At 64.9% G+C, this 22,752-nt stretch carries 18 protein-coding genes and 1 tRNA gene; 5 read left to right on the top strand and 14 right to left on the bottom strand.

All coding sequences use genetic code 11. The features are described 5' to 3' along the window. Positions 1-189: 189 nt before the first annotated feature. The 5 genes from BSY17_RS07765 to BSY17_RS07745 all read right to left on the bottom strand — a co-directional run bounded on the left by BSY17_RS07765 (position 190) and on the right by BSY17_RS07745 (position 4,009). A complete protein-coding gene (locus tag BSY17_RS07765; protein WP_069065080.1) occupies positions 190-750 on the bottom strand; it encodes a YkgJ family cysteine cluster protein in 561 nt (186 codons plus the stop codon). A 187-nt stretch (positions 751-937) separates the two neighbouring features. Then, positions 938-1,807, bottom strand: coding sequence for an FAD:protein FMN transferase (locus BSY17_RS07760; RefSeq protein ID WP_069065079.1), 870 nt, complete (start codon positions 1,805-1,807; stop codon positions 938-940). A 98-nt stretch (positions 1,808-1,905) separates the two neighbouring features. Next, complete coding sequence (locus BSY17_RS07755) at positions 1,906-2,805, bottom strand: DUF4198 domain-containing protein (protein WP_069065078.1); 900 nt, start codon at positions 2,803-2,805, stop codon at positions 1,906-1,908. 13 nt (positions 2,806-2,818) lie between these two features. After that, entirely contained in the window at positions 2,819-3,352 is a 534-nt protein-coding gene (locus tag BSY17_RS07750) for a DUF2271 domain-containing protein (RefSeq protein ID WP_069065077.1), read from the bottom strand. 12 nt (positions 3,353-3,364) lie between these two features. Further along, complete coding sequence (locus BSY17_RS07745; protein ID WP_069065076.1) at positions 3,365-4,009, bottom strand: PepSY-associated TM helix domain-containing protein; 645 nt, start codon at positions 4,007-4,009, stop codon at positions 3,365-3,367. A 271-nt stretch (positions 4,010-4,280) separates the two neighbouring features. Between BSY17_RS07745 and BSY17_RS07740 the strand changes: the two genes are divergently transcribed. After that, positions 4,281-5,183: an MlaA family lipoprotein gene (locus BSY17_RS07740; protein ID WP_083217080.1), complete on the top strand. Its 903-nt coding sequence runs from the start codon at positions 4,281-4,283 to the stop codon at positions 5,181-5,183. Between the two features lie 45 nt (positions 5,184-5,228). Here the strand turns inward: BSY17_RS07740 and BSY17_RS07735 are convergent, their stop codons facing one another. Both BSY17_RS07735 and BSY17_RS07730 read right to left on the bottom strand, forming a co-directional pair. Then, positions 5,229-9,905 carry an NAD-glutamate dehydrogenase gene (locus BSY17_RS07735; RefSeq protein WP_069065075.1) on the bottom strand — a complete coding sequence of 1,559 codons (4,677 nt, stop codon included), beginning with the start codon at positions 9,903-9,905 and terminating at the stop codon, positions 5,229-5,231. 293 nt (positions 9,906-10,198) lie between these two features. Beyond that, positions 10,199-11,500: a PAS domain-containing protein gene (locus BSY17_RS07730; RefSeq protein ID WP_069065074.1), complete on the bottom strand. Its 1,302-nt coding sequence runs from the start codon at positions 11,498-11,500 to the stop codon at positions 10,199-10,201. 153 nt (positions 11,501-11,653) lie between these two features. Between BSY17_RS07730 and BSY17_RS07725 the strand changes: the two genes are divergently transcribed. The 4 genes from BSY17_RS07725 (at position 11,654) to ligA (ending at position 15,347) form a co-directional block, all read left to right on the top strand. After that, positions 11,654-11,729 (top strand) — tRNA-Thr (locus tag BSY17_RS07725). 166 nt (positions 11,730-11,895) lie between these two features. Then, positions 11,896-12,219 (top strand): DUF6481 family protein, encoded by a 324-nt coding sequence (locus tag BSY17_RS07720; RefSeq protein WP_037476861.1) that lies wholly within the window; start codon positions 11,896-11,898, stop codon positions 12,217-12,219. Between the two features lie 127 nt (positions 12,220-12,346). Continuing rightward, positions 12,347-13,054 carry a spermidine synthase gene (locus BSY17_RS07715; protein ID WP_069066849.1) on the top strand — a complete coding sequence of 236 codons (708 nt, stop codon included), beginning with the start codon at positions 12,347-12,349 and terminating at the stop codon, positions 13,052-13,054. A 175-nt stretch (positions 13,055-13,229) separates the two neighbouring features. After that, positions 13,230-15,347 (top strand): NAD-dependent DNA ligase LigA, encoded by a 2,118-nt coding sequence (gene ligA, locus BSY17_RS07710; RefSeq protein ID WP_069065073.1) that lies wholly within the window; start codon positions 13,230-13,232, stop codon positions 15,345-15,347. Between the two features lie 169 nt (positions 15,348-15,516). Here ligA and BSY17_RS07705 read toward each other — a convergent pair whose 3' ends face one another. From BSY17_RS07705 to glnA, 7 genes are all read right to left on the bottom strand, one after another. Beyond that, the gene (locus tag BSY17_RS07705; protein WP_069065072.1) at positions 15,517-16,302 is read right to left on the bottom strand and encodes a phosphoadenylyl-sulfate reductase; all 786 of its coding nucleotides are present in this window, start codon (positions 16,300-16,302) and stop codon (positions 15,517-15,519) included. Then, a complete protein-coding gene (locus BSY17_RS07700) occupies positions 16,295-16,735 on the bottom strand; it encodes a DUF934 domain-containing protein (protein WP_069065071.1) in 441 nt (146 codons plus the stop codon). Before BSY17_RS07700 ends, BSY17_RS07705 begins: the two co-directional genes overlap by 8 nt. 104 nt (positions 16,736-16,839) lie before the next feature. Next, complete coding sequence (locus BSY17_RS07695; protein ID WP_069065070.1) at positions 16,840-18,471, bottom strand: nitrite/sulfite reductase; 1,632 nt, start codon at positions 18,469-18,471, stop codon at positions 16,840-16,842. A 3-nt stretch (positions 18,472-18,474) separates the two neighbouring features. Next, positions 18,475-18,771, bottom strand: a complete 297-nt coding sequence (locus tag BSY17_RS07690) for a DUF2849 domain-containing protein (RefSeq protein WP_069065069.1) — start codon at positions 18,769-18,771, stop codon at positions 18,475-18,477. Continuing rightward, entirely contained in the window at positions 18,768-19,556 is a 789-nt protein-coding gene (gene cobA / locus BSY17_RS07685; RefSeq protein ID WP_069065068.1) for a uroporphyrinogen-III C-methyltransferase, read from the bottom strand. Before cobA ends, BSY17_RS07690 begins: the two co-directional genes overlap by 4 nt. Before the next feature lie 84 nt (positions 19,557-19,640). Next, positions 19,641-21,074, bottom strand: coding sequence for a succinylglutamate-semialdehyde dehydrogenase (gene astD, locus BSY17_RS07680; RefSeq protein ID WP_069065067.1), 1,434 nt, complete (start codon positions 21,072-21,074; stop codon positions 19,641-19,643). A 155-nt stretch (positions 21,075-21,229) separates the two neighbouring features. After that, positions 21,230-22,642 carry a type I glutamate--ammonia ligase gene (gene glnA / locus BSY17_RS07675; protein WP_069065066.1) on the bottom strand — a complete coding sequence of 471 codons (1,413 nt, stop codon included), beginning with the start codon at positions 22,640-22,642 and terminating at the stop codon, positions 21,230-21,232. Positions 22,643-22,752 lie beyond the last annotated feature (110 nt).

Genomic DNA, 22,752 nt, shown 5'->3' with positions numbered 1-22,752 from the left:
CCAGCGAAAGCTGGGGTCTCAGGAGATAACGCGATGGCTTTGCGACAAGTGCCAAGCCTAACGGTTGACGCCTCCGCCTGAGATGCCAGCCTGCGCTGGCATGACGGCTAGGATATGTCCCCGCTTTTGCGGGCAATGTCCAGCTACCGACAGCCCGCTTCCCCCATCCAACGTGGAGATCTCCCTCGACTACCCCTGGGCCACGAACGTGCTGTATCGGTCTCGCCAAGCGGCCACTTCCGCCTTCAAATGACCCGGCGCGGGGTCACCGGACAGGACGAGGTTGGCAACATTGTTGTCGGGGTGCATCAGCATCTTCTTCGACCCGTCGCTGAACCATACGGGTATCAGTTGATCGCATAGCGCGTCGAGTACCGACGCGGCAATGCCATTGGTGATCGCGGCGCTGCCCGGCTCCATGCGGACCATAATCGAGACGCCTTCGAAGCAGTTGCGCGGTTCGCGGACGAAATCGAGCGACACCAATATGCCGGATCGGTCCGGGCGGGCCGCATCGGGCAGGCTCGCGATCCTGCGCCAGGCGCAAAACCATGTCCGGCAGATGTGCGGGCGTTCGGCATGAATGCTGCACCCCTGCGCAGCGAGGTGAATACAGGGGATGTCGGCCGACTTCTGGAAATCGGGCGTATCCACGGTGAGGATGGTGCAGCAGGCCGTGCAATCACCGCAGGTCCGATTGGGCAGGACTGGCCCCAATAGGGTGGTTTCCAGATCAGTCTCTGTGTGCATCCCCGGCGGGTGCCCCGGCCGTGTCAGGAATGCAAGAGGAAGGCGGTTATGGGGAGCAACGCCAGTAGACTGTGCCCCCTCACCCAGCTTCGACTAGGCAGCAAGCTGCCAAGTCTGCGCAGCCCTCTCCACCACGGGGGAGAGGGGTAATCGACTAGCCCCAGGCGATGTGCTGCGGCTCCCCTTATCACTCCAGCATCGCCGCCAATTTCGGCGTCATATGTTCCTGCGCGCCGGTGTCGGTGCGCAGGATCAGGCGGGCGGGGAGGGCGTGGCGGGTGGCGAGGGCCATGCCGTTTGCGGGGCCGAGGATGGTGATGGCGGTGGCCCAGGCGTCGGCGTGCATCGCGCTGTCGTGCAGGACGGTGACCGAGGCGACGCCGGTTGCGATGGGGGTGCCGGTGGCCGGGTCGATGCTGTGGGAGAGGCGGCGGCCATCTTCCAGGCGGTAGCGGCGATAGTCGCCCGACGTGGCGACCGACAGGCCGGACAGGGCGACGCGCAGGACCGGGATAGTCAGGTCCGGGGGCGATTCGACATCGACCCACCAGGGCTGGATGTCGGGCTTGATGCCTTCGCCGCGCAATTCGCCGCCGATTTCGATGAGGAAGTTGGCGAGGCCCATGGCGCGCAGGCGGGCGGCGACGGCATCGACGGCGAAGCCCTTGGCGATGCCGGAAAAGTCGAGCGCTACGGGCGCAAGGCGGCGGGCCTGATCGCCGTCGATCTCGATCGCCTGCCAGGGCGGTGTCGATGGCGCATCGTCCGGGCGGGGGAGGATGGCGGGGCCGAAGCCCCATCGGTCGACCTGATGGCCGATGGCGGGATCGAATGCGCCGTCCGACAGCCGGGCCATGGCGAGGCCTGCGCGCAGGACGGTCAGCATGTCGGCGGGCAGCGGCATCCATGTGCCGATTGGGGCGCGGTTAAAGCGGCTGAGGGCCGAGTCCGGCTCCCAATTGCTCATCTGCGCGATGATGCGGGCCAGCACCGCTTCGATTGCCGCCGTGCAGCCAGCGGGCGGATCGACGATATGCGCCGACCAGCTGGTGCCCATGGTCGGGCCGCCGAGTGTCGTGACGCGGCCCGCCCGCTGTCGCCCGACGAAGAGGTCGGGCGACAGGCCGGGCGGGATGGCGATGCGGATGCCAGTCGTCAGGGGGCCAGCACTTCGAGCGTGGACACATAGGCGGCGCGGCGCTGGGGTGGGCCAGCCGGACGCGTCGGGGGGGTGGGCGCTGCGCCGGGAGCGCCTGCGCCTGGACCGCCCATCCCGCCGGGGCCAGCCATGCCACCGGGGCCGCCTTCGCGCCCGCCGCCGATGCTCGCGTTCACCCAATACATGCCGGGCTGTGGCCAGGTGACGACGACCTTGCCATCCTTGTCGGCGGTCAGGTCCATCTGGCCCAGCGCGTCGCGATAGCGGATGCCGCCGGGGATGACGGTGACCTTGAGGTCGGCCGCAGGCTTGCCGTCGAGCAGGAACTGGAAGGTCGCCGCTTCGCCCGACACCAGATCATTGGGATGGGTGACGGGGACCATTTCGATGCCGGTGCCGGTGGGTTTGAAGATGGTCGTGGTCGGCGCGCCCAATGTCACGAAAATCTCGTTGCGGTTGGACATCTCGGCGGTCTGCACATCGGTTGCCCCTGCGGGGATGACGCTGGCCAGCTTATCCTTGGTCGTGCCGCGCGGGAGGCGTTCCTGCTTGCCGTTCAGCATATAGCTGCCCATCACGCCGGTCGAGACATTGGCGATGCGATAGGTGCCGGGCTTGGTCAGATGCACGTCGAAGGTCGAGCGATAGCGACCCTTGGCGGCGTTCTCGATTCTACCGGTGCTGCCGTCCGGTTCGGTGACGGCGATGCCGTCGGTCGCCATGGGGAAATGTTCAAAGTAGAAAACGTCATTGGAGATGGCGGCGTCCACCGTCACCCAGCTGTCGTCGCCCGACAGGGTTGTGGAGGATGGCAGCATCCATTGGCGATGGGCCTGCGCGGTGGCGGGCAGCATCAGGGCGGCAAGCGCGCCCGCGATCAGATATGTGGCTTTCATGGTCCAATCCCCTTTATTTGCCGAAGGTGAGGGCGACGGCGCCCAGTTCAGTGCTGCCCTGCGCCTTGACGGTCGCGCCGGGCTTTGGCGGCCAGGCGAAGGGTAGGCGGACGACTTCGCGGCCACCGACTTCGCGCGCGGCCTCGATGAAGAGCGTGTAGTTGCCGGGGCCAAGCGCGCCCAGCGGGCCTTTGCCTGCGGTGAAGCTGACTTTGTGTGCGCCGGGTGCCTTGGTCGCGCCGGAGACGCCATCGGCGGGGAGTTTCAGCGCACGGCCGGAGGCGCGCCACCATTGGCGCACATCGCGCAGCCATTTGGCGCCCTCGCCATTCTTCATGTCATAATCATACCAGACCGACAGGCTGCGAGGGGTTGCGCCCTCCTTTTCGATCCAGATGGCGACATAGGGGCGGTGATATTCGGCGACCGAGAGGCGCGGGATGGCGACCGAGAGGTTCAGCGTTTGCGCGGTGGCGGGTGCGGCGAGCGTGCCCACCGCGCCGAGCGCAGCCGTGCCGGTCAGGGCCAGGCGGTAGCGGATCTGCATGGATAGTCCCCCTTAATGAATGAAGATGATGGCGAGGATGGCGGGCAGAGCGAGGCCCGCGGCGACCAGCGGCCAGGTGGAAGGCCGCTTCTTGGCGTGAAGCTGGAGCAGGACGAGGCCGGTCAGGGCGAAGAGGAAGCAGGCGACCGAGAAAATGTCGATGAACCACTTCCACACGGTTCCGGCATTGCGCCCCTTATGCAGGTCATTGAGGTAGCTGATCCAGCCGCGGCTGGTCGCTTCGCTGGTGACGGTGCCGTCGGCGCGGTCGATCGAGACCCAGCCGTCGCCGCCGGGGCGGGGCAAGGCTAGGTAGATTTCGTCGGCGGACCATTCGGCCTCGCCGGTGCCACGCTGGCCCACGGCCTGTTCGATCCAGGCGGCGACGGGGGCGGGCAGGGGTTTCTTGGTATCGGGCTGATCGTCGGGGGCGATCTGGGCGCGCAGGTTGGCGGGCAGGGTCGCCGCTTTTTCGACGGTTTGCGGCGATCCCTCGATATCGGCGGCATGGTTGAGCGTGATGCCGGTGAAGGCGAAGAGAAGCAGGCCGATGAGGCTGATCGCCGAGCTGACCCAATGCCAGGTGTGCAATTGTTTGAGCCAGAACGCCTTGGCGCTCTTTTTCTTTTGCGAAGGGATGCGGGCGGTTCCGTGCATCGGGATGGGGACTGGTCCTGCTGAAGTGAGGATGATCGCATATCGCGAACGACTCTCAATTGCAAACGAGTCGCAGGAAGAAAAATGTAATAAAGTGTGATGAAGGGGATGATCGCCGCGACCGGTTGCAGATTGAGACTATTGACCGCAAGCGACGCTGGCCCTAGCCGCAAGAGGGACGGCATACGGGCGAGCGATCACCGGGACGTCAAGGCATCGGGTCGGCCCTGCTCATGGGAGAGGGGGCGGGTGTCGCTATCAGGATAAAATTATGCTGCTGTCGGGCGTTGCCGCAGGAATGATGTTGATCGGGACGCAGGCCGGGGCTGCGCCGCAATTGCCGGTCGAGCCGGTGGTGGAAACGGCACCGGCCACGCCGCCTGCACAGGCGGAGGATGAGGTTCAGGACATCGTCGTGACCGGCGACCGCGCGCCGCCCAAGGGGGATCCGCTGGAAGAGATCAACGCCCAGAGCTTCGAGGCGGTGCAGGCGGTGGACAAGAATGTCGTCGGCCCGATGGCCAAGGCCTATAATAAGGGCCTGCCGCGACCGGCGCGCAAGGGATTGCGCAACTTCTTCTCCAACCTGCAGGAGCCGGTGGTGTTTGCGGCCTATCTGCTGCAGCTCAAGCCCGGCAAGGCGGCGGAGACGGCGGGGCGGTTCGCGATCAATTCGACGCTGGGCTTTGTCGGCCTGTTCGACGTGGCCAAGCGCAAGCCCTTCCATCTGCCCTATCGGCCCAATGGCCTGGCGAATACGCTGGGCTTTTACGGGGTCGGGCCGGGGCCGTATATGTATTTGCCGGTGATCGGGCCGACGACGCTGCGCGATCTCGTCGGCTATGGCGTCGATGGCATCGTGACGCCCTTCGTCCTGGGCAAGCCGTTCAACCAGGCGGCCTATGTGATTCCCGCCAACATCCTGCGTCAATTGGGGGAACGGGCCGCGTTCGACGAGCGGATCACCGATATCCGAGCGCAGGAAGACCCTTATGGCACCTATCGCGACCTGTATCTCAAGCAGCGCAAGGCGGAGATCGAGGCGTTGCACGGGCGCGTGAGCGAGGAGCCGGTCGTGCCGATGTACGGGCCGGGCCTGGGCATACCGGGCAAGGCCAAGGATGCCAGTGCGGTGCCCGATAGCGCGCCGCTGCCGGAAACCGCTCCGGAATGATGGACCGGGTCATGTCTGCCATGCGGACATGACCCGGTTATCGGTTTAGCGCCCCAGTAGGCCGCGCGCCTGGCCCGCAATCTCCGCGAGCATCGCGACATTGGGGCTGGCGGCGGCCTTGGCGCGCTGGACCAGGGTGCGGAACTGGCGGACGCGGTCGCCCTTCTTCTGCAACCAGTTTTCGACATGGGCGGCAACGTCGCTGGCATCGCAATTTGCCGTGCATTGCGCCAGGAAGTCGAGCCGCACCTGCTGCATATCGCGGGCGACGCCGGAGATGAGCAGCCGTTCCCACGGGTCGGTCGGTTCCATCCGCGCGGCGGCGGACTGGACCCAGTCGATGCCGACCGCTTCGCCCAGATGGGTGAAGGCGCGGGTCAGTTCGACTTCATCGACGCCCATCCGGCCGGCCAAGGCCGCGATGCCGACAGCACCGTCAAGCTTGAACAGGCCAGCGGCGCGATGGGCCAGCGCTTCGGGTGCGCCAAGGCCGAGCAGGCGATCGGTCACGGCATTGGTGCGGCGCTGAGCTTCGCTGGTCAGCAGGTCGTCGACCTGCACGGCCAGCGTGCCGACACCCTTTGCCAACAGATCGTGCCCGGCCGCGGGCAGGGTGCCTGCGGGCACGCTGCGCAAGATGTCGGCGATCTGGGCGCGCATGCCGTTGGCGATGTCGCCGAACAAGGCGAGGCGGGCATCTTCCGACATATGGGCCGCGTCGATATCCGCCCATAGCGCGCGGATGTCATAGAGCCGCTCGGCGATCAGGAAGGCGCTGGCGAGGTCGGCGAGCGAGCAGCCTTCTTCTTCCGCCAGTTCGAACGGGTGGATGATGCCGAGGCGGTTGATGATGCGGTTGGCGACCTTGGTGGCGATGATCTCCTTGCGCAGGGCATGGGCGGCTATGGCGTCCGCCTCCTTGTCCTGCATCGCGGCGGGGAAGGCGGCCATAAGTTCGGCCCCCATGCTGGGATCGGTGGCGAGGTCGCCATGTTCGATCGCATCCTGCAGCGCGAGCTTGGCGGTGGAGAGCAGGACCGCGAGTTCGGGGCGGGTGAAGCCCTGGCCATCCTGGCCGCGCCGCAGCAACTGGTCGTTGGCGGCCAGCCCCTCGACGGCGCGGTCGAGCCGCCCCGATTCCTCAAAGGTCTCGATCAGCCGGACATAGCTGGCAAGGTCTGCCGCGCCGCCGCTTTCGGCGATCGACAGGCCAAGCGCCTGCAGGCGGTTATCCTCCAGCACCAGGTCGCCGACCGCGTCGGTCATGCTTTCGAGCAAGCTGTTGCGCGCGTCGAAGGACAAGCGGCCTTCGGCCATTTCCTTGTTCAGCGCGATCTTGATGTTGACCTCATTATCCGAGCAATCGACGCCTGCGCTATTGTCGATGAAGTCGGTGTTGATGCGGCCGCCATGCAGCGAGAAGGCAATGCGGCCCGCCTGGGTGATGCCAAGGTTCGCGCCTTCGCCCAGCACCTTGACCCGCAATTGTTCGGCATTGACGCGCAGCCGGTCATTGGCCGGGTCGCCGACATCGCCATGGCTTTGCGCCGCGGATTTGACATAGGTGCCGATGCCGCCGAACCAGAGCAGGTCGGCGGGGGCCTTGAGGATCGCGGAGATGAGCGCGCCCGGTTCCATCTCGGTTTCGGTCACGCCCAAAATCTGCTGGATTTCCGGTGTCAGCGGAATGCGCTTGAGCGCGCGGGAGAAGACGCCGCCGCCCGGCGAAATGAGCGCCTTGTCATAATCCTCCCAGCTCGATCGGGGCAGTTGGAACATCCGGTTGCGCTCTTCCCAGCTTTTGGCGGGATCGGGCGTGGGGTCGAAGAAGATGTGACGATGGTCGAAGGCGGCGACCAACTTGATCGCCTTGGACAGCAGCATCCCGTTGCCGAACACGTCGCCCGACATGTCGCCGCAACCGACGACGGTGACGGACTCGCTTTGCACATCGACGCCCATTTCGGCGAAGTGGCGCTGGACCGAGAGCCATGCGCCGCGCGCGGTGATGCCCATCGCCTTATGGTCGTAGCCGTTGGAGCCGCCGCTGGCGAACGCGTCGCCGAGCCAGAATTTGCGATCGAGCGCGATCGCGTTGGCGACGTCGGAGAAGGTCGCCGTGCCCTTGTCGGCCGCGACGACGAAATAGGGATCGTCGCCATCGCGCACGACCACCTTGGCCGGGTGCCGCACATGGTCATTCACGATATTGTCGGTGACCGACAGCAGCGCGCGAATGAAGATGCGGTAGCTTTCGGTGCCTTCGGCGAGCCAGGCGTCGCGATCGACCTGCGGGTTGGGCAGATGTTTGGGGTAGAAGCCGCCCTTTGCGCCCGTTGGCACGATGACGGCATTTTTGACGCGCTGCGCCTTCATCAGCCCCAATATCTCGGTGCGGAAATCGTCGCGTCGGTCGGACCAGCGTAGCCCGCCGCGCGCAACCGGACCCGCGCGCAGATGGATGCCCTCGACGCGCGGCGAATAGACCCAGATTTCGCGCCACGGCAGCGGGGCGGGGAGGCCGGGAATCTGGGCGCTGTCGAGCTTGAACGCCAGCGCTTCGGTGGCGGCGTCGCTGTAGAAATTGGTGCGCAGCGTCGCGTTGATGACGGCGCGCAGCAGGCGCAGCACGCGATCCTCGTCGATCGCGGTGACGGCTTCGAGACCCGCGTCGATCTCTGCCTGGGCCGCGGCAATCCGTTCTTCCGCGCCTTCGCGGCCGACTGGATCGTGCAGCGCCTGGAACAGGCTGGCGAGGCTGGCGGTGACGCCTTGCGCCCGGCGCAGCGTTTCGGCGAAGGTCGCCATGCCATAGGCCATGCCGGTCTGGCGCAGGTAGCGGAACAGCGCGCGGAACAGGACGACCGAGCGGGGGGCGAGCGCGGCGGTGACGATCAGTTCGTTGAACCGATCATTTTCCGCGCGCCCTTCCAGCACTTGGGCGATGGCTTCGGTGACGATGGTGGCACGGTCAACGACGGCCTGCGCATCACCGCCCGCGGGCAGTTCCAGCACGAAGCGCTGGACATTGCCCAGCCTGCCGCCATCCAGCGCGGTCGTCATTTCCTCGATCACGCGGAACCCGAAATTCTCGAAGGCGGGCACGACTTCGGACAGCGCAATGCCATGATGGCTGTAGAGTTTGAGCCGCAGCCGTTCGGCGCAATCTTCGGGATTGCGATAGATGCGGATCGACTTGTCGCCCGGCCCCGACAGGCCGTGGATCAGGCGAATATCGATCGCCGCCTCATCCGGCCCTGCGCCATTGCGATAGACCATCGGGAAGCCACCGGCATAGCGTTGCGCCAGCGCCGCGGCGCGGCCGGCATCTTCGGTCTTGGCCAAGGCTTCCTCGACGGCGGGTGCCCAGCCGCGCACCATCTGCTTCAACTGGCGGTCGAGCAGGACGTCGTCGGGAATGATCCCGCCTTCGCGCAGGTCGAGCGTGATGCGCAGCAGAGCGAGGCCGCCCTCTTCCAGCGCGATCGACCAGCTCAGCACCGGCGCATTGGCGGCCATGGAGAGCATTTCCTGCACCGAGAAGCGGCGTGCGGTCGACACTTCGTCGCGCGGCAGCCAGACGAAGGCGTAGAGATGGCGGGCGAGCGGGCTGCTCGCCAGCGCGAGCTTGGGCCGTGGCCGGTCGGTCAGCGACATGAAGGTCAGCGCCAGCCGCTCCAGCGTGTCGCGATCGAAGCCGATCAGAATGTCGTGGGGCAGGGTGGTCAGGGCATGGACCAGCGTCTTGCCGGCATGACCCTGCGGATCGAAATCGAACTTGTCCATCAGCGCGGACAGCGCCGAGCGCAGCACCGGCACCTTGTCCGGCGTCGCCGTCAGGCCCGAACTGGTCCACATGCCGGCATGGATGGAGAGCGCCTTGACCTCCTTGCCCTCCCGCACCGGCACGATGACGAGATCGAGCAGCACCAGGCGATGCACGCGCGACAGGCGGTTGGACTTGATGATGAGCGGGTTGCGCTTGCCTTCCTCGAACCAGGCGAAGGCGGCGTCGAGCGAGGCGGGGGCGATCAGCGGCTTGTCATGCCGGGTGCAGATGCCGAGCGAGGCATGGCTGCTGCCGTCGCGATGGATGATTTCGTGACCCGTCAGGGTGAAATGGCGCGCGAGGAACCAGCGCAGCAGCGCCGCGCCTTCCTCATCGGGGACGGCGTCGGCATCGGCCTGCATCGCCGCCTGCATCGGCGCCCAGTCGGCGACGGCGGCGCGCACGTCGGCCAGCGTTTCGGCCAGCGCCTTTTCGAGCGCGCGGCGTGCCTTCGCGTCGGCCCGGTCGGCCTCGATATAGATCATCGATTCGCGGCGGGCGCCGGGCGCGTCATCATCCAGGATCGCGGCGAGCGCGCCTTCGCTGTTGCGGGTGATCGACAGGACGGGATGGAGCAGCCGGTGGATGGTGATGTCGGCAGCGGCCAGCGCATTGGCGATCGAATCGACCAGGAACGGCATATCGTCGTTGATCAGCGCGATCCGCATGAAGCGGCCATTGGCGCCTTCGCCCAGCGTTTCGATGGCGATGGCGGGTTGTCCCGCCTGACGCCCATTGGCGGTGCGGCCCACGAACATCGCGGCGGCGGCCAGCGCCGCTTCGTCGAACCCTTCCCGCTCGCCCGGCAGCGCGCCACGCGCCAGCGCCGTTTCCAGCGCCTCACGGATGCCCGTATCAACTTCCTTGATCTTCGCGTCAGCCAGCGTCGTCATTCGCCTACCTCTCACCAGCGGGTACATTCCCGCTTTCATGGAACGGAGGAGAGGCTGGACGCCGCCATGCGACTCCCCGGCTTAGGATCGCCTTTATGCCTCCGCCTCAACGGAGGCTCAACCCAGGCTGTGGAATAAAGTTTCTGAAAATTGAAATAATATGATGATGTGTCGTTCCTGCTGCGGAGGATGACTATCGGCCCGGCCCGATGGCATGTCGAGCGGGTTTAGGGGATATTTTCCAGTATTTTGCTGCGCGTTGAAGCCGATGGGTGCGTGGCCGTGCCGTCGGATCAACGGGCAGCGGCGAGGATCACCTTCTGCCCCAGGTCCGAATCTTGCGGCAGCGCTGCGACCAAAGCAAGCGATCCGTCCGCCTCGCGCCGGGCGATGACGACGGCCAGGCCATCGGCATCGGTGGCGATGGCATCAGGCGCGAGCGCGCTGGCGGCCTTCATGGCGGTGCGGGCCTTGTGGCGGCGGTCGGGGCGGGGCGGGGCTTCGGCGCGGCGCAGCGCACGTTCGTCGCGGACCAGCGCCTTGAGGCCGCCAGTGTAGCTGGCGAGATAATCGGCGAGCGATCCGACGCCCAGGCCCGTCGCCCAGCCATGGTCGAGCGCGGTCGCATATTCGGTGATCCGCGTCTTGTCATAGGTGCCGCCGAAGACGAGCTTGATGATCGCGGTCATCGGGCTGCGCGCCTGCACCTTGAGGCCGTGGTCGGCCAGCAAAGTGGCATAATCGTCCGGGCGGGCCTTTGCCACCAGCGCGAAATCATAAGCGAGGCCGATGGCGCGGTAGAGGGCGGCATGGCTGCGCGCCTCGCTGACGCGCACCCGTTCCGCGCCGTCGCGGGCGATCGCCAGCCAGTCGGCGAGCGGGGCTGCTTCGTCGGGCGCTTCCATGCCGGACAGGTCGAGAATTTCGTCGTCATCCGGCGCGTGCGCGGGAGAGGGCGTTTCCGCTTGGGTCGGGCCATCGGCCCAGATTGCGGTCGTCGGGCCGGGCAGCGGCGCGGTGCGCAGGGCGTCGCCCACTTCCTCTTCCAGCGCGGCGCGCATCTGGGCGTTGGCCAATTCCTTCCAGTTGATCACGCCGAACACGAAATCGATCGTCTCGTCATCCGACGAGAAGGGCATCAATATGCCACGATACAATATGTCCGATCCGCGCTGATTGACGAATTCGGCCTCGAAGCCGATCGGCGCGGCATTGGCGATGATCTGGAGATAATGGTCGGTCAGCCGCGACACGAGCGAGCGGGCGGGCACGTCATCGATATAGGTGATCGATCCTTCGATCTCGCATTCCTGCCGCAACGCGGTGCCGAGATACACGACCGAAGGGTTTTCGAGACCCGTGCTGAAATCGAGCAGGATGCTGTAGGGGCCGAAATCGTCCAGTTCTTCAGGTGCGAGATCCTCGATCGAGGGCAAGGCGCGGTCGCCCAGCAGCGAGGCCCAATAATTATAGGCCCGCACCTGCATCCGCCGTTCGTCGGACACCACCATCAGCGGCGCGTCGATCGCGGCGTCTTCGCTATGGTCGACGTCGTCCCGGTCGTTGGCGACATCGAGTCCCCATAGAGTGTCCATTCGGCCTGTCCCTAAAACAGATAAAAGCGCTTCATCTGGGACTCGACAGTGGCAGCGGATGGTAAATTTGGGGTGAACAGGGGCGCGGATGTGCGCTTTCGTTGAAAAGCCCGCTTGTCCTGCGCCCCAACCGCTGTTATCTGCCCGCCGCAAGCCGCTTTAGCTCAGTTGGTAGAGCATCGCATTCGTAATGCGGGGGTCACAGGTTCGAGTCCTGTAAGCGGCACCAGTCCTTTGGCCTTGCGGGCCGGGATATCCCCTGTGGAAGCGCGTCAATATCGTCCCGCGTGGGTTCTTCCAGGCGGGTGGGCTTTTGGGTGCAAGCCAGGGACGCTTGCTGGATTTCCGCCAGACGGCTTGCCGCATCGCGACATTGACAGGATTAAGACGAATTTATGCGAGGATATAGAGAACCCGGTTTTCAGGACAGGGTCGCCGCGGCCAAGGATGCCAAGACGAAGGCGCTGGAAAAGCTGAAGGCCAAGCCACCGGTCGATGAAGCCGAGCAGGCCGAAAAGCTGGCGAATCGCCTGGCCAAGGAAGCGGCTGCGCGCGAACGGCGTGAAGCCAAGCTGCGCGAGAGAGAAGAAGCCGAGGCCGCGCGCAAGGCCGAGCGCGAGGCGGCAGCCGAGGCTGCGCTGCCGCCGCCAGCCATGACGGAAGCCGAACGCAAGGCGGCGCGCGATGCCCGCTATGCGGCGCGCAAGGCCCGCAAATAAGATAAGGCGCAGGGCGGCTGTCGGCTACATCGCTGCCCGCCCTGCGCCGTTGGCGGCCGCATTTGAAGGATGATTTCTGGACCAGTTGCACAGTGCCCATGCGCCGATCTATCGCGCTGAACCCGTCCTGCCTTTACATGCCGCCCCTTATGCGGCGGACTCTTCCCATCCGATCGAAGTCATCGATATCGCCGAGATTCCTGGCGGCGGACAGTTGCGGCTGCTGAAAAGCGGCGCTGATTTTTCGATCCAGTTCGGGTCGGAAGAATTGATGGGCAGTTGCGACCATGTGTCGGAAGAGGCGCTGGCACGGCTGACGTGCGAGCGGCTGGCAGACTGCGATGGGCAGGTGCTGATCGGGGGCCTTGGTATGGGCTTTACGCTGGGCGCGGCGCTGGACGCCTGGTCGCCGCGCGCGGGCATTATCGTGGCGGAACTGGTGCCCAAGATCGTGGAGTGGGCCAGGGGACCGTTGGCGCATGTCTTTGCCGATCGTCTGTCCGACCCGCGCGTCACGATCGACGTCGCCGATGTGCATGATGTGATTGCGGCGGCCAGCGATCGGTTCGACGCGATCCTGCTGGATGTCGATAATGGCCCTGACGGGTTGATCCAGGCCGAAAATGAGCGGTTGTATTGCAATTGGGGGCTGCGCTCCGCTTATGGCGCGCTGCGATCCGGGGGCGTGCTGGCGATCTGGTCGGCCTATCCGGCGCGGGGCTTTGACCGGAGGCTTGAACGGGCGGGCTTTGCCGTCGAGGCGGTGCGGGTGCCCGCTTATGCTGGTAGCACCGACGATGATCATCATATCTGGTTTGCGAGGAAGGTGGCCTAGCTGAGGGCTACACGACCATAGCGCGCCGTCTTTGACGGCATCAATCGAACATGCTGATACGAAAAATACATGAAATAGGGTGCTCCCGCGAAAGCGGGAGCCTAGGATGCACCGCAGGACGTTCGACCCTGGACTCCGGCTTTCGCCGGAGTACGACAACAGTTAAAGCATCTTCATGATCGATCCTGCTACCCTGTCCGACGCCGATGCTGCCAACCGTTTGATGCGCCTGGCGCGCGAGGTGGCGAAGCATAATCGGCTTTATCATGACGACGACGCGCCGGAGATTACGGATGCGGCCTATGATGCGCTGATTGCAGAGAATAACGCGCTTGAAGCGGCGTTTCCGCATCTGGTGCGGGCCGATTCGCCCAATGCGCAGGTCGGGGCAGCGCCGACGTCGGCGCTCAAGAAAGTCGCGCATGCGCAGCGGATGATGAGCCTCGACAATGGCTTTGCCGATGCGGACATCGGTGAGTTTATCGCGCGGGTTCGGCGCTTTCTGGCGTTGGCGGAGGATGCGCCGGTGGCGCTGACGGCCGAGCCGAAGATCGATGGCCTGTCCTGTTCGTTGCGTTATGAAAAGGGCGAACTGGTCCTGGCCGCGACGCGGGGGGACGGGGCGACGGGCGAGGATGTGACCGCCAATGTCCGGACCATTGGCGATATTCCCGATCGCCTGACGGGCGAAGCCGTGCCCGACCTGTTCGAGGTGCGGGGCGAAGTTTATATGGCGAAGGCGGATTTTACTGCGCTCAACGCCCGGCTGATGGCTGAGGCGGACGAACCGGAGAAGGCGCGGCAATTTGCCAATCCGCGCAATGCCGCCGCCGGATCGCTGCGGCAGAAGGATGCGAGCGTGACCGCCAGCCGTCCGTTGCGTTTCCTGGCCCATGGCTGGGGCGCGCATAGCGATTTGCCCGCCGATACGCAGCTTGGCGTGATGCAGGCGATTGCGGCCTGGGGATTGCCGGTGTCCGACATGCTGGTGCGGGTAGAGACGCTTGAGGCGCTGCTCGCCCATTATCGCGGTATCGAGCGGGCGCGGGCGGACCTGCCGTTCGATATCGATGGGGTCGTGTATAAGGTCGACCGGCTCGACTGGCAGCAGCGATTGGGTTTCGTCGCGAAAGCGCCGCGCTGGGCGATCGCGCATAAATTCCCGGCCGAACGCGCACAGACGACGCTGGAGGCGATCGACATTCAGGTCGGGCGTACCGGCAAGCTGACGCCGGTAGGGCGGCTGACCCCGGTGACGGTCGGCGGCGTGGTGGTGTCCAATGTGACGCTGCACAATGCCGATGAGATTGCGCGGCTGGGCGTGCGGCCGGGCGACCGGGTGGTGGTGCAGCGGGCGGGCGATGTCATCCCGCAGGTGGTCGAGAATCTGAGCCGTGATGAGACGCGTGCGCCTTATGTCTTTCTGGCCCAATGTCCGATCTGCCAGAGCGAGGCGGTGCGCGAAGAGGGCGAGGTCGATTATCGCTGTACGGGCGGGCTGATCTGTCCGGCGCAGCGGTTCGAGCGGCTGCGCCATTTCGTCAGTCGCGTGGCGCTGGATATTGAGGGGCTGGGCGAGAAGTCGATTCAGGAGTTTCTGGATCTGGGCTGGATCACCGAACCGGCCGATATTTTTCGCCTGAAACGCCATCGCGCCGAACTGGTCGGGCGCGAGGGGTGGAAGGAAAAATCGGTCGACAATCTGCTCGCCGCGATTGAGGCGAAGCGCGCGCCTGATGCCGCGCGGCTGTTGTTCGGGCTGGGCATCCGCCATGTCGGCGCGGTTACGGCGCGGGATTTGCTCAAGCGCTACACGACGCTGGAAGCGGTGCGGGCGCTGGCGCAGGAGATCATGGCGCTGCGGGAGGCGGCGCCGGAGGGCGAGACGCAGGCCAAGCGCGACAAGGCGATCGCCGAACATATCGGGGTGGAGAATGTCGGCGCGGCGGTGGGCCATGCGCTCGCCGATTTCTTCCATGAGCCGCATAATGTGACGGCGTGGGAGGATCTGCTAAGCGAAGTATCGCCGCCGCCTTATGTGGTGGAAACCACCGCCAGCGCGGTGACGGGCAAGACGATCGTGTTCACCGGCAAGCTGGAGACGATGAGCCGCGATGAGGCCAAGGCGCAGGCGGAGCGGCTGGGGGCCAAGGCGGCGGGATCGGTCAGTGCCAAGACGGACCTGGTGGTCGCGGGGCCGGGGGCGGGGAGCAAGCTCAAGCAGGCGAGTGCGCTGGGGATCGAGGTGATCGGCGAGGAGGCCTGGGCGGAGATCGTCAGGGCGGCGGGTTAGGCCAGCATCTTCCGGCGGGTGCTGATATGGTGGGCGAACGGCTGAGCGGTCTTCTGGGTTTGCTATTGTTCACGCGGAGGCGCGGAGGCGCGGAGATTTTTTGTTCGGCCTGCGGCCGGGGTGGGGATGGCAGGTGCCTTTCTCCCCCTTCTCCGCGTGAAGCAAAAGCTCAAAATACCGGCATGTTCGCGGGGTCTTCCGGGTCGACCACGGGGAGGGGGGTGACCGGCGAGTGGATGCCGCATTCGACCTTGTCCCAGCCGCGCCAGCGGCCTGCGCGCGGGTCTTCGCCGGGCAGCACTTTCGATGTGCAGGGTTCGCAGCCGATCGAGAGATAGCCTTGCGCCTCCAGCGGGTGGCGGGGCAGGGCGTGGTCGGCGAAATAGGCTTCCAGATCATCCTTGGTCCAATCGCCCAGCGGGTTGATCTTGAGCCGCCCATCCTCGACCTCGAAGCGGGGCAGATTCTGCCGGGTGACCGACTGGAACGCCTTGCGCCCGGAAATCCAGGCGTCGAGGCCGTCCTTGGCGCGCTTCAAAGGTTCGACCTTGCGGATTTCGCAGCAGCCGTCGGGATCATAGGACCAGCGCAGGCCGGTCTCGTCCTTCTTGGCGATCACCTCGGCGATCGGCGTCACGGTGCGGCTGTCGGTGAAGCCGAAGGCATTCATCAGCGTGTCGCGATAGGTAAGCGTTTCGGCGAACATCTTGAGCGTGTCGACGAAGATCACCGGTACGGTCGGGTCCGCCTGCGCCACCAGATGCAGCAGCACGGCGCTTTCGGTGCCGAAGGAAGAGACAACCGCGACATTGCCGGCCAGCCCTTCGGCAAAGACGGCCTTGAGCATGTCCAGCGTGCCCACACCCTCGAACCGCGCGTTGAGTGCGTCCGCGTCCGCCTGAACGAAGGCGGGGCGAGTGTCGATGATGTCGAGCGTGCGGGCGGCTTCAGCCATTCTGTGTCTCCGGGTGCCGCTTGGCCCAAATGGGCGCGCGGCCATCGATCGTCTTTTGATAGACGTCTGCGTAGCGGGTGAGGGCGCGATCGACGGCGGCATCGTCGAGCGCCTTGGCCGGGTGGAAGCTGTCGAAGCCGCAGCGGCGCATCGCGACGACTTGATCCACCAGCACGTCGCCCACGGCGCGCAATTCCCCCTGATAGCCCGCCTCGCGCAAGATGCGGGCCGCCGAATAGCCGCGCCCGTCGCCAAAGCCGGGGAAATTCACTTCGACCAGCGAGATGCGATCGAGGTGCGGCAGCAATTCGCGCGCGTCTTCGCCGGGTTCAATGCGGACGGCGGTGGCGTTGGACTGGCCGGTGAAGGCTTCGACCGTCACGGCAGGTTCCTGCGTGGATTCGCCATCGCGGAAGGAGAGAAATTCAACCATGACGAAAATCTCCGTTCGTTTCGAGCGCAGTCGAGAAACGAGAAGCGCGCCCTAGCCGTGTCTCGACTTCGCTCGACACGAACGGCTGTGGGATGAAGGGGGCCTTACCCATAAATCGCCTCCTTGAAGGGCGTCATGCCGATGCGGCGATAGGTGTCGAGGAAGCGTTCGCCGTCGGTGCGTTCGGCCAGATAGATGTCGGTGACCTTTTCGATCGCATCGACCACGCCATCCTCGGAGAAACCGGGGCCGGTGATCTGACCCAGAGAGGCGTCCTCCGCGCCGGAGCCGCCGAGCAGCAGCTGGAAATTCTCGACGCCGCGCCGGTCCACGCCCAAGATACCGATATGCCCGGCATGGTGATGACCGCAGGCGTTGATGCAGCCCGAAATTTTGAGCTTCAATTCGCCCAAGTCCGCCTGCCGCTCCGCATCGGCGAAGCGCGCCGCGATCTTCTGCGCCAGGGGGATGGAGCGGGCATTGGCCAGCGCGCAATAGTCGAGGCCAGGGCAGGCGATGATGTCGGTGATGAGGTCGAGATTGGCTTCGGCCAAGCCCGCCGCCGCCAGCTTTTGCCAGACGGCATAAAGGTCCGCTTTCTGCACATGCGGCAGGACGAGGTTCTGTGCATGGGTGACGCGCAGTTCGTCGAACGAATAGCTTTCGGCGAGGTCGGCCACCAGCGCCATCTGCTCGGCCGATGCGTCGCCGGGGATACCGTCGATCGGTTTCAGGCTGATGTTGACGATGGCATAGCCGGGCACCTTATGCGCCGCGACCTGCCGGTCGAGCCAGAGCGCGAACGCCCGGTCGCTGCGGTCGATCGTGTCGGACAGGCCGCTCTCATAAGCGGGCGGCGCGAAAAAGGCGCGAATGCGGGCCAGTTCCTCGACCGGCGGGTTGAGGCCAAGCGTCCGCATATGGGCGAACTCTTCCTCGACCTGGCGCTTATATTCCTCGACGCCGATCTCATGGACCAGGATCTTGATCCGGGCCTTATACTTATTGTCGCGGCGACCATGGCGATTGTAAACGCGCAGGCAGGCTTCGAGATAGGAGATGATCTCATCCTCGGCCACGAAGTCGCGGATCAGCGGCGCGACCATCGGGGTGCGGCCCATGCCACCACCGGCATAGACTTCCGCCCCGACGACACCGTCACGCTCGACCAACTTGAGGCCGATATCGTGCAGGCGCATCGCCGCGCGATCATCGTCGGACGCGATCACCGCAATCTTGAACTTGCGCGGCAGATAGGTGAATTCGGGGTGGAAGCTCGACCATTGGCGCAGCAATTCGGCCCAGGGGCGGGGGTCCGCCACCTCGTCCGCGCTGACGCCTGCATATTGGTCCGAGCTGATGTTGCGGATGCAATTGCCCGATGTCTGGATGGCGTGCATCTCGACCGTCGCCAGTTCGGCGAGGATGTCGGGCGCGTCGGCCAGCTTGATCCAATTATATTGCAGGTTCTGGCGGGTGGTGAAATGGGCATAGCCCTTGTCATATTTGCCCGCAATCTCGCCCAGCTTGCGCATCTGCGTGCCCGACAATGTGCCATAGGGGATGGCGACGCGCAGCATATAGGCGTGGAGTTGCAGGTAGAGGCCGTTCATCAGCCGCAGCGGCTTGAACTGGTCCTCGGTCAGCGCACCGGCGAGGCGGCGCTGGGTCTGGTCGCGAAATTCCTCGACGCGGGCATCGACGATCGACTGGTCATAGCTGTCATAACGATACATGGTTCAGATCACCCAGTTGCCGGCATCGGCATCGTTCGGTTTCAGGGTCAGGTCGGGGCGCACGGTCGGCCCCAGCGCGCGGATGCGGTCCTTGATATGGGCGGGGCGCACGCCATCGTCGGTGATGGTCGCGTCGATGACATAGGCGCCGACGACGCGCAGCGCCGCTTCCTCGGCGCGGGCGAGTTCGTCGCCCTGCGCGCCGACATCGGCGGCATCGCCCACCTGGCGCGACCAGCCATCGCCTGCCCACCAGATGACGTCGCCCGACGCCAGATCATTACCCGTCAAAATCTTCACGAACGAATCTCCGCCCCATTACTCTGTCTTTGTGCCCAGCCGACCAGCACGTCCTGCGCCAGGGCATGGCTCGCCACATCGCCGACCACGATCAGCGCCGGGCTGATCACGGCTTCGCGCTCCACCATATCGCCCAAGTCGGCGAGCAGGGTGCGCAGCGTGCGCATGTCGGCGCGGGTGCCGTTTTCCAGCACGGCGACCGGCAGGTCGGGCGATACACCATCGGCGATCAGCTTGTCGGCAATCTGCGCGGCGGTCGCCACGCCCATATAGATGACGAGCGTGCGGCCCTTGCCTGCAAGGCCCGACCAGTCCTGATCGGTCAATCCTTTGCACTGGCCGGCGACGAAGGTGACGGCGCTCGACGCATCGCGGTGGGTCAGTGGCAATTGCGCCTGTGCGGCGGCGCCGATGGCGGCGCTGATGCCGGGCACGACCTCGACGGGCACGCCTGCTGCGCGGCAGGCATCGACTTCCTCGCCACCACGGCCGAAGATGAAGGGATCGCCGCCTTTCAAGCGCACCACCGCTTCCCCCGCCAGCGCGCAGCGGACGAGCAGCGCGTTGATCGCGTCCTGCGGCATCGAATGGCGGCTGCGTTGCTTGGCGACGGAGATGCGTTCGGCATCGGGAGAGGCGAGCGCGAGAATTTCGTCCGACACCAGCCCGTCATGCACGATCAACCGCGCGTCGCGGATCAGGCGCACGGCCTTGATCGTCAGCAGTTCCGGGTCGCCCGGACCCGCGCCCACCAGGTGGACGGTAGCAGGTGAAGTGTCAGCCATGCTCGCCATGTGGCCAATGCGCGGGGCGAGTTCAATTCAGAATGCTTATGGGCGGGGGTAGGAAATGTTTTGGCGGGGGCTGGATCAGTCGCCCATGGCGCTGACGTCGATGTCCTTGAGGCCCACGCCGATCGCGGCGCGGGGGGTTTCGATTTCCGCCGACACGACCGGATAGGCGCAATAATCCGCCGCATAATAGGCGGTGGGCCGGTGGTTGCCCGAAATGCCGACGCCGCCGAACGGCGCGGCGGAGGAAGCGCCGTTGGTCGGGCGGTTCCAGTTGATGACGCCCGCGCGGACATTGGCCCAGAATTGATTATATTGGTCGGGCGATCCGCCGATCAGCGAAGCGGACAGTCCATAGCGGCTGCTATTGGCCTGCGCGATCGCATCGCTGAATTCGGCGACGCGGACGACCTGAAGCAGCGGGCCGAACAGCTCGACATCGGGTGGTTCGGCCATGGCGGTCACGTCGATGATGGCGGGGCTGAGGAAGGGCAGGCCCTTTTTGGGGCGGACCATATGTTTGATCGGCTTGCCGCCATTGCTCATCAGCCAGAGGAAACTTTCGGTCAGGCCGTCGGCGGTCGCATTGTCAATGACCGGACCCATATAGGGCGTAGGGGTGGCATGGGGGTGATCGACGATCAGCCGGTCGGCCAGTTTCTTGACCTCGGCTATGAACCTGTCGGCGATGGCGTCCTTGACGATCAGGCGGCTGGCGGCGGTGCAGCGCTGGCCGCTGCTCAGGAAGGCGGACTGGACGACCAGCACGGCGGCGGCGTTGATTTCGGGCGTGTCCCAGACGACGATGGGGTTGTTGCCGCCCATTTCCAGCGCCAGGATCTTGGACGGCTGGGCCGCGAACTGGCGGTTGATGGCGATGCCGGTCTGGGCCGACCCGGTGAACAGGATGCCGCCGACATCGGGATGGGCGGCGAGCGCCTTGCCGGTGTCCTGTCCGCCGAGCAGCAGGCGCAGCGCGTCGAACGGGACGCCCGCCTCATGATAGAGTTTGACCAGCATCTCGCCGACCGCAGGGGTCTTTTCCGACGGTTTGAAGACGACCGCATTGCCCGCCAGCAGCGCGGGGATGATATGGCCATTGGGTAGGTGCGCGGGGAGATTATAGGGGCCAAGCACCGCCATCACGCCATGGGGCTTGTGCCGCACCGATTGTCGCGCGCCCAAGGCTGCTTCCAGCCGCTTCTGTCCGGTGCGCTCCGAATAGGCGGCGACCGAGATATCGACCTTGGCCATCACGGCGGCGACTTCGGCATGGGCGTCCCATAACGGCTTGCCGGTTTCGCGCGCGATGAGGTCCGCCAGCGCATCTTCGTTCCGGCGCACTACATTGACGAAGCGGCGGAGCGTTTCGATGCGCACCGCGATGGGCTGCGCCGCCCAGCGCGGCCAGGCGGCACGAGCACGCGCGACCTCCGCCTCCACGTCGCCCGCCGCACCCTGCCAGAGCAGGACGCCGGTGGCGGGTTCATAGGACGTGAGCGGCGTGGTCATAGGGCGCTGATATGGGGGAAAAAGGTTAAGGAAGGAAGGGTGGTGGATGGGGTTGCGATGGGTGGAGTGACGTCGTCTCGACCCTTTAGGCCAAAGCAAAAGGCCCGGCCGCTGCTAAGCGGCCGGGCCTTTTGCGTGAGGTAGGACTGAAAGGATCAGCCGCTATAATACATGTCGAATTCGACCGGCGAGGGGGCCATTTCCCAGCGATATACTTCGGGCCACTTCAGTTCCATATAGGCGTCGATCTGGTCCTTGGTGAACACGCCGCCCTTGAGCAGGAAGTCCTGATCCTTTTCTAGGCTTTCGAGCGCTTCGCGGAGCGAACCGCAGACGGTCGGCACCTTGGCCAGTTCGACCGGCGGCAGGTCGTACAAGTTCTTGTCCATCGCTTCGCCGGGATGAATCTTGTTCTCGATCCCGTCGATGCCTGCCATCAGCAAAGCGGCGGTGGCGAGGTAGGAGTTGGCGAGCGGATCGGGGAAGCGGAATTCGACACGCTTCGCCTTGGTGCCGGCACCATAGGGGATGCGGCACGACGCCGAACGGTTGCGCGCCGAATAGGCGAGCAGCACGGGGGCTTCGAAGCCCGGCACCAGGCGCTTGTAGCTGTTGGTGGTCGGGTTGGTGAAGGCGTTCAATGCCTTGGCATGCTTGATCACGCCGCCGATGAAGAACAGGCAGGTTTCCGACAGGCCGGCATAGCCGTCACCGGCAAAGGTGTTCTGACCCTTGTTCCAGATCGAGATATGCGTGTGCATGCCCGACCCATTGTCCGCCTTGATCGGCTTGGGCATGAAGGTCGCGGTCTTGCCATAGGCCTGGGCGACCATCTTCACGACATATTTGTAGATCTGGATGCGGTCGCAGGTTTCAACGAGCTTGCCGAAGGTCAGGCCCAGTTCGTGCTGGCTGCCCGCGACTTCATGATGATGCTTGTCCATGGGCAGGCCCATTTCCATCAGCGTGGTCACCATTTCGGCGCGGATGTCGGTGGTGACATCGACCGGGCCGACCGGGAAATAGCCGCCCTTGGCACGGGGGCGGTGGCCCATATTGCCGCCGTCATAGCTGGTGCCGGTGTTGGTCGGCAGCTCGACATCGTCCAGCTTGTAGAAGGACGAGGCATAGGTGTTGTCGAATTCGACGCTGTCGAACATGAAGAATTCGGGCTCAGGGCCGATATAGACCGTGTCGCCAAGGCCGGTGGACTGCAGGAACATTTCGGCGCGCTTGGCGGTCGAGCGGGGATCGCGCGAATAGAGCGAGCCGTCGAGCGGTTCGACGATGTCGCAGACCAGGATCATCATCGGCGTCGCGCTGAACGGATCGAAGAAGACTGCGTCCAGATCGGGCTTGAGGATCATGTCCGATTCGTTGATTTCCTTCCAGCCCTCGATCGAGGAGCCGTCGAACATCAGACCGTCGGTCAGTTCATCTTCGCCAATGACGTTGGCGCACATGGTCAGGTGATGCCAGGTGCCCTTGGGATCGGTGAAGCGGACATCGACCCATTCGATCTCCTTTTCTTCGATCATCTTCAGGATGTCTTTTGGCGTATTGGCCATGTGCAGTTGCCCTTCTCTCAAAATACCCCCCCGAAGGGGTAAGGTGGATGCCCATCATGTTCCGGTCCGCGAAGAACCGGGCAGAAACTTACATAGTGCCAGCCTGCAAG

This window comes from Sphingobium sp. RAC03 (genome assembly GCF_001713415.1).
In the GTDB taxonomy this organism is placed as follows: domain Bacteria; phylum Pseudomonadota; class Alphaproteobacteria; order Sphingomonadales; family Sphingomonadaceae; genus Sphingobium.
The sequence above is the reverse complement of the archived record's forward strand: the minus strand, read 5'-3'. Positions and strand labels throughout refer to the sequence as shown.

What these genes read in the sequence shown, in the direction of transcription:
- BSY17_RS07695 (WP_069065070.1), bottom strand. Translation starts at nt 18,471, where the DNA reads ATGTATCGTTATGACAGCTATGACCAGTCGATCGTCGATGCCCGCGTC.
- ligA (WP_069065073.1), top strand. Translation starts at nt 13,230, where the DNA reads ATGATCGATCCTGCTACCCTGTCCGACGCCGATGCTGCCAACCGTTTG.
- BSY17_RS07705 (WP_069065072.1), bottom strand. Translation starts at nt 16,302, where the DNA reads ATGGCTGAAGCCGCCCGCACGCTCGACATCATCGACACTCGCCCCGCC.
- BSY17_RS07730 (WP_069065074.1), bottom strand. Translation starts at nt 11,500, where the DNA reads ATGGACACTCTATGGGGACTCGATGTCGCCAACGACCGGGACGACGTC.
- BSY17_RS07755 (WP_069065078.1), bottom strand. Translation starts at nt 2,805, where the DNA reads ATGAAAGCCACATATCTGATCGCGGGCGCGCTTGCCGCCCTGATGCTG.
- BSY17_RS07720 (WP_037476861.1), top strand. Translation starts at nt 11,896, where the DNA reads ATGCGAGGATATAGAGAACCCGGTTTTCAGGACAGGGTCGCCGCGGCC.
- BSY17_RS07700 (WP_069065071.1), bottom strand. Translation starts at nt 16,735, where the DNA reads ATGGTTGAATTTCTCTCCTTCCGCGATGGCGAATCCACGCAGGAACCT.
- cobA (WP_069065068.1), bottom strand. Translation starts at nt 19,556, where the DNA reads ATGGCTGACACTTCACCTGCTACCGTCCACCTGGTGGGCGCGGGTCCG.
- BSY17_RS07765 (WP_069065080.1), bottom strand. Translation starts at nt 750, where the DNA reads ATGCACACAGAGACTGATCTGGAAACCACCCTATTGGGGCCAGTCCTG.
- BSY17_RS07740 (WP_083217080.1), top strand. Translation starts at nt 4,281, where the DNA reads ATGCTGCTGTCGGGCGTTGCCGCAGGAATGATGTTGATCGGGACGCAG.
- BSY17_RS07760 (WP_069065079.1), bottom strand. Translation starts at nt 1,807, where the DNA reads ATGGGCACCAGCTGGTCGGCGCATATCGTCGATCCGCCCGCTGGCTGC.
- glnA (WP_069065066.1), bottom strand. Translation starts at nt 22,642, where the DNA reads ATGGCCAATACGCCAAAAGACATCCTGAAGATGATCGAAGAAAAGGAG.
- astD (WP_069065067.1), bottom strand. Translation starts at nt 21,074, where the DNA reads ATGACCACGCCGCTCACGTCCTATGAACCCGCCACCGGCGTCCTGCTC.
- BSY17_RS07735 (WP_069065075.1), bottom strand. Translation starts at nt 9,905, where the DNA reads ATGACGACGCTGGCTGACGCGAAGATCAAGGAAGTTGATACGGGCATC.
- BSY17_RS07745 (WP_069065076.1), bottom strand. Translation starts at nt 4,009, where the DNA reads ATGCACGGAACCGCCCGCATCCCTTCGCAAAAGAAAAAGAGCGCCAAG.
- BSY17_RS07750 (WP_069065077.1), bottom strand. Translation starts at nt 3,352, where the DNA reads ATGCAGATCCGCTACCGCCTGGCCCTGACCGGCACGGCTGCGCTCGGC.